Consider the following 12,266-nt stretch of genomic DNA (forward strand, 5'->3'; position numbering starts at 1 on the left):
CGATGGGCCGGCGGGCCGCGGATCAGTCCCGGGGGGAACCGTTCGCGGCGTGGTTGAGCAGCAGCGCCTGCCGGGCCGAGCCGACGTGGTGGCGCATGGCGGCCTCGGCGGCCGGCGGGTTGCGGGTGACGATCGCCAGGAAGATCGCCTGGTGCTCCTGCAGCGATCCGCCGCGCGGGTGCCGGGCCGTGAGGTCGCGGTATTGGCGCATGACGAGCGGGTAGAGCAGCGTGTCGTACGCCTGCGCGAGAGTGTGCTGATGGGCGGCGTGCTTGACCTGCTGGTGGAAGCGGCGGTTGCCCGCCGAGTACGCCTGCTGGTCGCCGCGCTGCTGGGCCTGCTCCATCTCGGTGAGCGTCCGGCGCAGCTCCTCGATCTCCGCGTCGGTGGCGCGCTCGGCCGCCTTGCCGGCCAGCGCCGCCTCCAGCGTCTCGCGCGCCTCGAGGATGTCGGCGGCGTCCTCCACGCTGAAGCTGCGGGTCCGCACGCCGCGGTTGGCCTCGCTGGTGACGTAGCCCTCGTGGGCCAGCCGGACGAGCACCGGCCGGATCGTGCCGCGCGACACCGTGAACATGCGCGTCAGGTCGGCCTCGGTCAGCCGGGTGTTGGGCTCGAAGCTGCCCGAAAGCAGCAGCGAGCGCAACTCCTCGTAGACCTGGGTCGATCTGGTCGTGCTGATCTTGTCGCTATCGTCCACGTGTGCGCCCCGGTGCTCGTCCAACTGTCTCGAAGACCCTCAGTCTCTCGCCTAATCGGCCAGGTCAGGGTACAGCCGACGCGCTGTGGCCGCGAAGATTTCCTGCTGCTCGCGCTCCGGCAGGCCGCTCAGCACGCCGCGGGCCAGCGCGACCAGTTCGGGGAGCGACTGCTCCGCCGCGGGCAGGTTGGAACCCCAGGCGATCCGGTTGGCGCCGAAGGCCGAGACCACCGGGTCGAGGAACGCCGCGGCCTCGGCGCCCGCGCGCTGGAGCGGTTCCAGGTTGCGGTGCGTGAGCTTCAGGTAGAGGTTCGGGTGCGTGGCCAGCAGGGCGACCTGCTTGCCCGCGTCGGCGGGGGAGGCGTCGATGTCGGGGTACGCCATGTGGTCCAGCAGCACGCGGACGGCCGGGAACCGCAGCAGCAGCTCGTTGAGCTGCGCGGTCGCCGCTCCGAGGCGCATCTGCAGGCACACCGTGACGCCGAGCGCCGTCGCCTGCTCCCAGAACCGGTAGGTCTCCGGAGCGGCGAACCACTCCCCCTGCGTGGGCACGGTGCTTCCGCTGGTGAACAGCCGCACGCCGGACAGGCCGCCCTTGCCGCAGGTCACGGCGAGCTCGTCCGCGGTCTCGGGACGCAGCGGGTCCACCGTGCCGACCACGATGAAGCGCTCGGGACGCTGGGCCGCGCTGTCCAGGACGTAGGAGTTGTCGTATCCGTACGCGGTCGTCGCCTGGACGAGCACGGACCGGCTGACTCCGGCGCGGTCCATCTGCTCGGCCATGCCCTCCGCGGTCACCGGCCGGGTCGTGGCCCAGCCGGACTGCCTGCCGCCGATCGGGGCGCGCGGGTAGCGGTCCACGTCGGCCGAGACGACGTGGCAGTGCGTGTCGATGATCTCCATGGCTTCGCCTCTCCTCACTCACGCGTCCGGGTAGTCGCCGGCGGCGAACACGCCGGCCGGGTCGTCGGGGAAGTCCGCGTCCAGCAGTCCCTGGTCGCGGGAGAATTTGACCAGCGCGCGGATGCTCGCCTCGTTGGCGGCCAGTCCGTACGGGATCGGATCGCCGCCGATCTGCCTCTCCTGCTCGGCGAGCCGCGGCAGCGCGCTCCACCGCGGGTCCGCCGCGACCTGCCGCCGCTTGCTCTCCGCGAACGCCGCGTACAGCCTGGTGGGCAGTTCGGGTTCGGCGTCGACCAGCTCGCGGCGGATCGCGATCACCGAATGCAGCGGGTACACGCCGGTCCGCAGATACCAGTCGACGGCGAGCACGTCGTGGTCCGGGAACAGCGGGTACGGTCCGTCCTCGGCGGCGGGCTGCTCCGCGGCGGCGGCCCAGCCCGCCTTCGGCGCCCCGGCCCGGCCGGTTCCCGCGTTGCCGGTGAACGCCGCGTCCAGCTCTCCCGCGCGCAGCAGCTCGCCGAGCGACCGGCTGTCGGCGACGTGCTCGACGTTCGGCGGGTTGCGGCCTTCGATGTGGTCCTCGTCGTCCACGACCCAGGTGACGGAATCGACGTCGACGTCGTATTCGTCGCGCAGGATCCCGCGCATCCACACGCCGGTCGTGACCGTGTAGGCGCGCACTCCGATGCGCTTGCCTTTCAGGTCGGTCGGGACGCGGATGCCGGAGTTCACGCCGCACTGCACGTCGCCGTGGTGGAAGCGGCGGTTGAGGAACACCGGGATGCCGGTGAGCGGCACGCCGGTCTGCAGGGCCATGAGATACGAGGTCGGGGCGAGTTCGCAGACGTCGAATTCGAGGTCGCGGATCATCCGCCGGTAGGCGCCGATGACCGGTTTGACCTCGACCGGCCGCACCTCGTGCCCCGGCACCGGGACCTCGCCCGCGAGCAGCGCGCGGCCGTGGGCGTAGTCGCCGAGGACGACGGAAAGCTGTGCCATTTCATGCCTTTCTATCGTTTCGAGGGTCGCCGGGTTCAGTCCAGCCGCGCGGGATCGACGCCGAGCGCGGAACAGGTCTGCCCGACCAGCTCGTCGAACTGCACGGGACGCGGCAGCACGCCCTGTTCGTAGGCGTAGATCGCGGCCTGGGTGACCGGGCCGCGCAGCGCGGAGAAGCCCGCCGGGGCCAGGTCGACCGGCTCCTGCTTCCCGGCGGCGGACTTCCCGGCGGCGGCGGCTTCGCGGAGCGCGTCGTACGCGGCGAGGATTGCTTTGGGGTTCTCGCGCGCGGCGGTCAGGCTCATGCCGACGACGTGGTTGATGGGCGCGAAGCCCTTGCGCGCCGACCAGTCGGCGGCGACACTCGACGCCTCCGGAATCGCGGTGCGGATGCGGTCGTCGGCGGGCAGTTCGTTGCCCATGATCCCGTAGTCGAGCCGGCCTTCGAGGAAGTCGAGAGGCAGCTTCGCGCCCTCCGGGGCCCGGCCGACCCAGGCCGGGTCGGTGTAGCCGTCGACGTGTCCGTCCTCGTAGGTGCGCCAATTGACGTCGGTGAGCTTGACGCCGTATTGCTCGGTGAGGAAACCGCGCACCCACACGCCGGTGGTCTGGCTCCACGACCTGACGCCCACGGTGCGGCCGGCGATCTCGTCGACGGTCAGCGAGCCCATCGTCACCAGGGTCTGGTGCTGGAAGCGGCCGAGCATGGTGATCGGCAGCAATGCGACCGGCTTGCCGTAGGCGAAGGCCTGAAGGAGCGTCACGATGGCGACCTCGCACACGTCGACGGACCCGTCGTTGACGAACCCCCGCGAGGCCTTGTGGACCGGGCGGACCTCGACGCGCTCGGCGGCGGCTCCGGCCGACACCGCGGCGCCGACGGCGGCCGCGGCCGGCTCGTCCCTTCCCAAGACGATCTTCATCAGACATCCTCTCCGTACTGGATCCGGCGGTAGGGCACGCTGAGCACGTCGCGGGTGATGCGCACGTCGATCACGGACGGCCGCGGGTCGCGGACGTACTCGGCCAGCGCGGCGCGCAGTTCGTCCGGCGTACGCACGGTCGCGCCGCCTCCGCCGAGGGCCCGGGCGACCGCGCCGAGCTCCGGGGTCGGGATCACGGCGAGCTCGGGGTCGAGGCCCTTCGCGCGCGCCTTGTGGTACTCCGCGCCGAGGCCTTCGTCGTTCATGACCACGACGAGAACGGGCAGCCGGTAGCGGCAGGCCGTCTCGAACTCGGACAGGTGCATCAGGAAGCTGGCGTCGCCTTCGACCACGAACATCGGCTTGCGGTCGGCGACGACGGCCCCGATGGTGATCAGCGGCGCCTGGCCGATGGCTCCGAACATGCCGTAGTTCGAGGTGATCTCGCGGGAGCGCTGGAAGAGCATCGTCCCGAAGTCGACCTGGTGGCCGCTGCCGAGGACGAGGCCGATCTCGCCGGGCAGTTCGGCGTCCAGGATCGAAATGGCCTCGCGCGGGTCGAGCAGGCCGGGCCGACGCTGGAACTCGGCCGGGTCGATCAGCGGCTCGGACAGGCGTCGCCGCACGTCGGAGGTCTGGAAGCCTTCGATCTGCACACCGCGCACTTCCAAGGCCCGCGTCAGGTCGGTGAGCGCGGTGACGGCGTCGGCCTGGAGGTAGCAGTCGGCGACGCGGCCGTTGCCCATCACGAGGTGCGGCGCGATGTCGATCTGCACGTACTTGGCCTCGGGGAAGAGGTAGCCGCTCTCGATCGTGTAGTGGTTCAGGCTCGCGCCGACCGCGACGACGCAGTCGGCCTCCTGCAGCAGCTCCATCGCCAGCTTGCTGCCGAACAGGCCCGCGATGCCGACGTGGTACTCGGACTCGGCGCACAGCCAGTTCTTGGCCTGCAAGGTCGTGGCGAGCATCGCGCCGGTCCGACGCTGGAGCGCGAGGATCTGCTCGCCGGCACCGGCGCTGCGTGCACCGCGTCCGGCGACGATCACGACGCGCTTGCTGGACGCGATGATCTCGACCGCCCGCGCGAGGCGATCGGCGGGGGGAACCAGCTTCGGCGCGCGGACCAGCTCGGTCGACGGGGTGTACGGCCCGGCGTCGTCGAACTCCTGCAGCTGGACGTCGATCGGCGCGCTGATCATCACCGGGCGCGACTGCGTGCGGGCGATGTAGAACGCCCGCTGGACCGCCTCTTCGGCCTGCTCGGCGCGGGTGACGTGGACGAACTCGCACTCGATCGCCGCCGCGAAGCGCCGCTGGTCGAGGTACTGCACGGCGCTCTCGTCGCCGCTCGCGACCTCGCCGCAGAACGCGATGAGCGGCGTGCGCGCGCGGGCCGCCACGATCATGGAGGTGGCCAGCTGCGCGGTGCCGGGGCCGCTGGTGGCCGTCAGCACGCCGGGACGGCCGGCCGCGCGGGCGAATCCGTCAGCCATGCCGAGGCCGGAGCCCTCGTGCCGCACTTCGTAGAGGTTCACGCCGCGCTCGGCGAGCGCGTTCATCCAGTGCATGTTGGCGTCGCCCATCATGCCGAAGACGTCCGTCGTGCCCTCGGCGGCGAACGCGTTCGCGAGGGCTTCGTAGACCTTCACCGTGCGACCTCCTGCTGCTTGCCGATGTGCGGGATGCGGCTCAAGCGCGGGAAGACGCGCAGCGCGTTGCCGCCGTAGATCGCCTGCCGGTCCGCGTCCGCGATGGAGTCGATGGAGTCGAGCAGCGCCTTGGTGTCGTCGAAGTGGTGGCCGGTCTCCGGATCGATGCCGCGGACGGCGCCGATCATCTCCGAGGCGAACAGGATGTTGGCCGCCGGAATGACGTCCGTCAGCAGTTCGAGGCCTCGCTTGTGGTACACGCAGGTGTCGAAGAAGACGTTGTTCAGCACCAGTTCCTCCAGCGGCGGACGGCCCTGATCCTGCATGACCCCGCGGTAGCGGCCCCAGTGGTACGGCACCGCGCCGCCGCCGTGCGGGATGATCAGCCGCAGCGTCGGGAAGTCGCGGAACAGGTCGGACTGGCACAGCTGCATGAACGCGGTCGTGTCGCCGCCGAGATAGTGCCCGCACGTGCCCTGAATCGCAGGGTTGCGCGACATCGCCACGTGCACCATCGCCGGTACGTCGAGCTCGGCCATCTTCTCGTAGAGCGGGTAGTAGACCCGGTCGGTCAGCGGCGGCGCCTGCCAGTACCCGTCCGAGGGATCGGGGTTGAGCAGGCAGCCGACGAATCCGAGTTCTTCGACGCAGCGTTCGAGCTCGACGGCGGACGCGCGCACGGAGCCGGCCAGTGCGTCACCGGGCGACTGCGGGAGCTGGCAGGCACCGGCGAAGCGGTCGGGGTAGAGGCCGCAGACCCGCGCGATCAGGTCGTTGCTCACGCGCGACCAGTCCAGGCTGGTCCGCGCGTCGCCGTAGTGGTGGGCCATCTTGCCCGCGCCGGGCGAGAAGACCGTGAGGTCGGTGCCCCGCTCCTGCTGGAGCCTGAGCTGGCCGCCGTCGATCGCGGCGGTGATCTCGTCGTCGGTGATCCGCAGCTCGTCCGGGCGCACGCGGGCGCCCGAGTCCTCGAAGTCCTTGATCTGGCGGGCGCGCCAGGCGCCGAGGGCAGGCGGGGCGGTGGTGAAATGGCCGTGACTGTCGATGGTGATCATGTGTGCCTTTCGTTCAGCCGCCCGCTCAGCCGCGGCCGGTGAGCCTGCGGCCCGCGTCCAGGCCGGGGAAGCTGCGGGTCGGGGCGGACATCAGGAAGCGGTAGCCCTCGCCGAGGACCCGTTCGACGTTGCCCTCGGTGACGTGCGGGTGCCCGACCACGACGTCGTGCTCGAGGCATATCCCGACGATGCGCCTGCGGGCCTCGACCATCAGCGGGTGCTCCAGCTGGCGGGGGACGCCGAGCTCCTGGCTCAGGTCGCCCTCGCCGATCATGACCATGCCGATGCCGGGCACCTGCTCGAGGATCGCCGGCAGGTTCTCGATGCCGAGCTGGTCCTCGATCATCAGCACGACGAGGATTTCGCCGTCCGGATCGAGCGGCCAGACATCGGCCTTCGCGTAGTACTCCTGGTTCGACACACCCCAGTAGCGCGCCGCCGCGGCGGGCGCGTCGCCGCGCACCCCGGCCGGCTCGTAGAGCTTCTCGCCGGGCAGCCGCGGGTACCGGCAGGCCGCGACGGCGTTGCGCGCCTCCTCGACTCGGGTGATGTGCGGCCAGACGATGCCGTACGCGCCGAGGTCGAGCGCCTGCTTGGCGTGCCACTGGCCGTACTCGGCACCGTTGACCGGCACCCGGACCAGCGGCGTGGGCGCCGCGGCGAGCGTCTCGCCCGAGAAGATCCGCCGCCGGTCGAGCAGGTACTGCAGGCTGTCCCGGAGGATCGCCGCGTCCCACGCCTTGTGTTCGGCCTCGAAGACGAGGCCGTCGTAGTCGGTCGCGGCGAATTCGAGGGCTGCGGCCGGCTCGGGCGCGGCGAACGCGCCGAAGGCGTGCCGTCCCGATTCCAGCGCGCCGATCACACTGTTGAGCCTCGTCATCGAGCACTCCCTGCCTGTTCGGTCTGTCGCTTGCTCACCGCGCGGCGCCACCAGGCACGCAGGGCCGTCCACCAGGAGCGCCCGTTGAGCCTCGTCATCGAGCACTCCCTGCCTCTTCGGTCTGTCGCTTGCTCACCGCGCGGCGCCACCAGGCACGCAGGGCCGTCCACCAGGAGCGCCCGTTGAGCCTCGTCATCGAGCACTCCCTGCCTCTTCGGTCTGTCGCTTGCTCACCGCGCGGCGCCACCAGGCACGCAGGGCCGCCCACCAGGAGCGCCCGTTGAGCCTCGTCATCGAGCACTCCCTGCCTCTTCGGTCTGTCGCTTGCTCACCGCGCGGCGCCACCAGGCACGCAGGGCCGTCCACCAGGAGCGCCCGTTGAGCCTCGTCATCGAGCACTCCCTGCCTCTTCGGTCTGTCGCTTGCTCACCGCGCGGCGCCACCAGGCACGCAGGGCCGTCCACCAGGAGCGCCCGTTGAGCCTCGTCATCGAGCACTCCCTGCCTCTTCGGTCTGTCGCTTGCTCACCGCGCGGCGCCACCAGGCACGCAGGGCCGTCCACCAGGAGCGCCGCACGGGCGCCTGCCGGGCGACCGTGACCGGCGCGGCCGCTTCGTCGACGACGCACCGGCGGACGAGCTCCTCGGTGAACTCCCGGGTCATCCGGGCGACGACGGCGCCGGCGCCGGCCTCGATCACGGACGCCAGCCGGCCCGCGAGCGTCACCTCCCCGGACATGTGCACCCAGGACCCGCCGCCCTCCCGGTCCTCGGCGACCCGGAACGTGGCCTGCGCGGAGAACCGGGTCGCCCCCTGGCCGTCCCGGCCGCGCGCGGCCAACCGCCCTTCGTGCGCGGGCTCGTCCAGCTCCAGCGAGAGACGGGCACCGAACTTCACCCGCACCGCGCCGAACTTCACGACCAGCGCGCCGTCGAACGAGCCGTCGTCGTGGTACTCGCCGAGCTCGGCCCCGTGGATGCAGGACACCACCTCGGACGGGTCGGACACGACGGCCCAGACCCGGTCGGGCGGAGCCGGGACGGGGATCGCTTCCTCGATCTTGATCAAAGCTGGGACCTCGCTTGCCGAGTCATCGGTGGGGCGGGCGGCGCCGGCCGGTGAGGTCGGCGCGCCGGGGAGTCTCCGCCAACACGGGAGAGTGATTGTCCTACAAACTCCTCCGTCACCGTAGCAGGAGCCCTCAGCCAACAGCAAGAACCTGGTCTCGTGCATTTTTAGCCCGATATGCGCCTGCTCGGGCGAAGTATTTTGTCCAACAATCGTCGCTAGAGACGTCGGGTGGCGCGGGCTGGTCGGGAACATCTGGCCTGTTCAGGGCAGATTGGCAGACACTTAGCCATACATGTTGGTCAACCTTGGGCGCGAAAGAGATGTCTTCGCACGTAGCTTGCCACGCCCCAGGGGCAGTGTTAGCTTAAAACTACTTCTTGTTCGACAATCTGAGTCGAACCGCAGGAAGGAGGTCGGTGGTCGAAGCCGCAGTCAGGCTTCGACCCGATTGTCGATGCGGGTGAGCGCGGGCAGCGCCAGCAGCCCGCAGAGCACTGTCGGCACCCCGCCGGCGATCAGCGACCAGCGAGGGCCCTCAGCCTGCGCGATCCAGCCGACGAGCGGGCCGCCGATCGGCGTCGAGCCCTGCCACGCCAGCGCCCACAGCGCCATGACCCGGCCGCGCATCTCGGGTCGCGCCCCCAGTTGGAGCGTGGTCTTGGCGTACGAGTTGAACGTGATGCTGCCGTACCCGACGAACAGCAGGACCACCAACTCAGCCCACAGCGACGACGCGAGCGCCGCCACCGTGATCGCGATCCCCCAGCCGATCGCCGCCAGGCACAGCGAGCGGGCCCGCAACCTCGCCCTTGACGCCGACACGAGTCCGCCGACGACCGCGCCGGCTCCCATCACCGAGGTCATCAGGCCGTACGTCCCGGCTCCGCCCCTGAACACCCCGCTCGCCATCAGCGGCAGCGTCACCGGGAACTCCCAGGCGAGCGCGCCGATCAGCCCGATCATCAGGAGCGGAACCAGCAGCTCCGGCGTCTCGCGGACGTAGGCCAGCCCGGCTCTGATCTGCCCCTTCCGCTGCTTGACCGGCCGCGCCGGATACAGCAGCGCCGAGTTCATCAGCGCGAGCGACGCCAGCACCGCGCCGTAGGAGACCGCGTTGCACGCGAAGCACGTCGCGAGCCCGAGCGAGGCGACCAGGACTCCGCCGAGCGCGGCACCGAAGACGCGGGCCAGGTTCATCGCCACCGAGTTGAGCGTGACGGCGTTCGCCAGGTCCTGCGGCGGCACCATCTCGGTGATGAAGCTCTGCCGCGCCGGATTGTCGAAGACGTTCACGAACCCGAGCGCGAGCGCGAGCATCACGACCGACCAGACCCGGATGACGTGCGTGCCGGTGAGGATCGCGAAGACCGCGGCGACGACGCCGGCCAGCGTCTGCGTGACGTAGAGGATGCGCCTCTTGTTCGACCGATCCGCGATCAATCCGCCCATCGGCCCGAACAGCAGCATCGGCACGAACCGCGCCGCCGTCGCCAGCCCGAGCACCGTGCCGCTGTGCGTGAGGCCGAGCACCAGGAACGACTGGGCCACCGTCTGCATCCACGTGCCCATCACGGACACGAGCTGGCCCGCGAAGTACAGCCGGTAGTTCCGATGGGCCAGCGAGGAGATTATGCGCACAACCCTCACTGTATATTTAGCTCGGGTAAGGAGCTACCTGCGGCGAGCTACCTGCCACCGACCTTCTGTCTGAGTACGCACTACTCAAGACACCTCGTCCCCACGCTTGGAGTATCAGCGTGGGAGATCCCGCGCGGAGGTCTGCACAGGCACCGGCACCGGCACCTCATGGACCGTCATCGGCGCACCCGCCGACGACCTGGCCGCAGGAGACTGAGGAAGATCAGGATGTTCGAGCGAAACCACCTGCTCAAGCACGGTGCCGCGACCCACGGCGTGGTCACGGACCACAAGGAGATCGCGCGGGACCAGTTCGGCAGCGAACTCGACTACTCGATCCGCGTCAAGGTCAGGTTCGAGGACGGCGGCGAGACCGAGATCGTCCACCGCTGGACCAAGCGCGCGCAGGTCGGCATCCTCCGCGTCGGCGACAAGGTCCCGGTCCGCTACGACCCGGACGACCACTCCAAGGCGGTCATCGACATGCCCGCCCTCGAAGCCGCGCACGCCAAGCAGATCGCCGACGCGAAGGCCACCCTCAAGCACTACGAGGAGGAGCGCGTAGCCCGCGCCCAAGCCGAGATCGCCGCCGACGCCGAACGCGGGCACAAGCACCACCACTGTTTCAATGCGGCGTGCCCCGGCTATCTGTTGGCGGCGACCCGCCGCCGGCGACGGACATGCTCACTGAGGGTGATGATGGCTGCCGACTGCAGCGTCCCATAGATGATCACCGATACGGCAAACAGCGTCACCTGATGGTGCACGATCAGCAGTGTGAAGGCGCTTAGCACGACCGCTAACGGCACGAGCACGATGCCCGCGGAGACGAGGAAGAGCTTCGGTAGCGACTGCGTGCGTATCCAAGCGTTCACCAGGCAATGATGCACCTGGATCCGCCGTGGGCGCAGGCCGCATCCCGTGTGTTGGCGCGTTGAAAGTTTCACAGACTTTTGACATAGTCCCGCGCCCGGCGCGACCATTCCGGCATCCGACCCGTCGCGAGGAGATGCGGGGAACCTGCCGATGCGTAGCCGAACTCATGCGTCCGTGCGGGGGCGCCACGCCACCGCCGTCAGCATTCGTACGCTGATCGCCGTCCTCTGCGCCGTGGGGCTGGCCGCGATGGCGGTGATCGCGGGTTCGGCGCCCGCGGACGCGCTGGACGTGACCGGCAGCGGTTCGCCGGTCACCGGGAACGCCACTTACTTCTCCGGGCTCGGCTCGCCGTACGGCGGCTGCGGGCTGCCGCAGGCGGACCTGGATACGCAGGACTTCCTCGCGCTGAACGTCTACAACACGCCGGGCAACTACGGCAGCGAGCCGCGGCCTATTCCGGCGGCCGACGCGTCGATGACGGGCATGTTCGACAACGGACTCAACTGCGGCCGCTACGTGCAGGTCACCATCGGTGACTACTGCACGGGCACCAACGACGGCGCGCAGAACGAATCGTTCTGCCGCAACGGCTCCTGGGTCGCGGACCAGTACAACGGCGCCACGCTCACGTTCGTCGTCGCGGACAGTTGCGCGGACGCCAACGCGTGGTGCCGCGACGACCCGTACCACGTGGATCTCGCGCAGAACTCGCTGAGCCAGTTCCTGCTCAACGGCGCAACGACCGCCGGCCTGCCGGGCAAGTGGAACAACCGGCAGGTCAGCTGGCAGTTCGTGTCGGCGCCGAACTACAGCGGTGACATCAACATCGGGTTCATCCAGGGCGCGCAGGCGTGGTGGTCGGCGATCGCGATCTCGCACCTGCCCAACGGAATCCACGGTGTGCGCTACTACGCGAACGGCACGTGGCAGTCCGGCACGATGGACAGCGACATGGGCGACGACTACATCATCGCCCCGACGACCAGCGGCGGCAGCCAGTACGAGATCCAGGTGATCGACGCCTCCGACAGCCTGCTCAACAACGGCGAGGTGTACTCGTTCTCGATGCCGTCCTCCTGCGGGACCCAGTGCAGCGCGGCGTACACGGCGACGACGTACACGACCTCCACCGGACCGACTGCGAGCGCCAGCCAGAGTACGAGCGCCAGTGCCAGTGCCAGTACCAGTACCAGCGGTACGAGCTCTTCGTCGGCTGGTCCAACGGCCACCGGGGCGACGGGAGGAACGACGGGGGCGAGCGCTGGTGCGCAGTGCGCGGCGACCGTCTCGACCGTGTCCAGCTGGACCGGCGGTTATCAGGTCTCGATCAATGTCGCGAACACCGGGACCGCGGCGACCACCACGTGGAAGACCGTGCTCGCGCTGCCCGGGTCCGACACGATCGCGAGCTCGTGGAACGCGACTACCGCTCAGTCGGGCCAGACGGTCACCGCCGTCGCGGCGTCGTACGACGGCGCTGTGGCGGCGGGAGCGTCGACGAGCTGGGGTATGACGGTGAACGGGAGCGGGCCGCCGCCGACGTCCGCGACCTGCTCGGCCGGCTGAGCAGCG

Annotated in this window: 11 protein-coding genes; 2 read left to right on the plus strand and 9 right to left on the minus strand. The window is 70.0% G+C overall.

Annotated elements, in window-relative coordinates:
- Positions 1 to 22: 22 nt before the first annotated feature.
- From KDK95_RS10250 to KDK95_RS10290, 9 genes are all read right to left on the minus strand, one after another.
- Positions 23 to 697 carry a GntR family transcriptional regulator gene (locus tag KDK95_RS10250; protein ID WP_212517836.1) on the minus strand — a complete coding sequence of 225 codons (675 nt, stop codon included), beginning with the start codon at positions 695 to 697 and terminating at the stop codon, positions 23 to 25.
- A gap of 51 nt (positions 698 to 748) precedes the next feature.
- Positions 749 to 1,600, minus strand: a complete 852-nt coding sequence (locus tag KDK95_RS10255) for an amidohydrolase family protein (protein WP_212517837.1) — start codon at positions 1,598 to 1,600, stop codon at positions 749 to 751.
- An 18-nt stretch (positions 1,601 to 1,618) separates the two neighbouring features.
- Entirely contained in the window at positions 1,619 to 2,599 is a 981-nt protein-coding gene (locus tag KDK95_RS10260) for a substrate-binding domain-containing protein (protein ID WP_212517838.1), read from the minus strand.
- 35 nt (positions 2,600 to 2,634) lie between these two features.
- The gene (locus KDK95_RS10265; protein WP_212517839.1) at positions 2,635 to 3,522 is read right to left on the minus strand and encodes a hypothetical protein; all 888 of its coding nucleotides are present in this window, start codon (positions 3,520 to 3,522) and stop codon (positions 2,635 to 2,637) included.
- Positions 3,522 to 5,171: a thiamine pyrophosphate-binding protein gene (locus tag KDK95_RS37640; protein WP_212517840.1), complete on the minus strand. Its 1,650-nt coding sequence runs from the start codon at positions 5,169 to 5,171 to the stop codon at positions 3,522 to 3,524. The genes KDK95_RS10265 and KDK95_RS37640 overlap by 1 nt, the downstream gene beginning before the upstream one ends.
- Complete coding sequence (locus tag KDK95_RS10275; protein WP_212517866.1) at positions 5,168 to 6,223, minus strand: amidohydrolase family protein; 1,056 nt, start codon at positions 6,221 to 6,223, stop codon at positions 5,168 to 5,170. Before KDK95_RS10275 ends, KDK95_RS37640 begins: the two co-directional genes overlap by 4 nt.
- Before the next feature lie 28 nt (positions 6,224 to 6,251).
- The gene (locus KDK95_RS10280) at positions 6,252 to 7,106 is read right to left on the minus strand and encodes an HpcH/HpaI aldolase family protein (RefSeq protein ID WP_212517841.1); all 855 of its coding nucleotides are present in this window, start codon (positions 7,104 to 7,106) and stop codon (positions 6,252 to 6,254) included.
- A 486-nt stretch (positions 7,107 to 7,592) separates the two neighbouring features.
- Positions 7,593 to 8,174: an SRPBCC family protein gene (locus KDK95_RS10285; RefSeq protein ID WP_212517842.1), complete on the minus strand. Its 582-nt coding sequence runs from the start codon at positions 8,172 to 8,174 to the stop codon at positions 7,593 to 7,595.
- Positions 8,175 to 8,609: 435 nt separating this feature from the next.
- On the minus strand, positions 8,610 to 9,815 hold the full coding sequence (locus KDK95_RS10290) for an MFS transporter (protein WP_212517843.1): 1,206 nt from the start codon (positions 9,813 to 9,815) through the stop codon (positions 8,610 to 8,612).
- A 228-nt stretch (positions 9,816 to 10,043) separates the two neighbouring features.
- Between KDK95_RS10290 and KDK95_RS10295 the strand changes: the two genes are divergently transcribed.
- Complete coding sequence (locus KDK95_RS10295; protein ID WP_212517844.1) at positions 10,044 to 10,541, plus strand: DUF3592 domain-containing protein; 498 nt, start codon at positions 10,044 to 10,046, stop codon at positions 10,539 to 10,541.
- Between the two features lie 300 nt (positions 10,542 to 10,841).
- Positions 10,842 to 12,260, plus strand: coding sequence for a cellulose binding domain-containing protein (locus tag KDK95_RS10300; protein WP_212517845.1), 1,419 nt, complete (start codon positions 10,842 to 10,844; stop codon positions 12,258 to 12,260).
- Positions 12,261 to 12,266: the final 6 nt, after the last annotated feature.

It is taken from the genome of Actinospica acidithermotolerans, from assembly GCF_018139625.1.
GTDB lineage: Bacteria > Actinomycetota > Actinomycetes > Streptomycetales > Catenulisporaceae > Actinospica > Actinospica acidithermotolerans.

What these genes read in the sequence shown, in the direction of transcription:
- KDK95_RS10255 (WP_212517837.1), bottom strand. Translation starts at nt 1,600, where the DNA reads ATGGAGATCATCGACACGCACTGCCACGTCGTCTCGGCCGACGTGGAC.
- KDK95_RS10260 (WP_212517838.1), bottom strand. Translation starts at nt 2,599, where the DNA reads ATGGCACAGCTTTCCGTCGTCCTCGGCGACTACGCCCACGGCCGCGCG.
- KDK95_RS10265 (WP_212517839.1), bottom strand. Translation starts at nt 3,522, where the DNA reads ATGAAGATCGTCTTGGGAAGGGACGAGCCGGCCGCGGCCGCCGTCGGC.
- KDK95_RS10280 (WP_212517841.1), bottom strand. Translation starts at nt 7,106, where the DNA reads ATGACGAGGCTCAACAGTGTGATCGGCGCGCTGGAATCGGGACGGCAC.
- KDK95_RS10295 (WP_212517844.1), top strand. Translation starts at nt 10,044, where the DNA reads ATGTTCGAGCGAAACCACCTGCTCAAGCACGGTGCCGCGACCCACGGC.
- KDK95_RS10300 (WP_212517845.1), top strand. Translation starts at nt 10,842, where the DNA reads ATGCGTAGCCGAACTCATGCGTCCGTGCGGGGGCGCCACGCCACCGCC.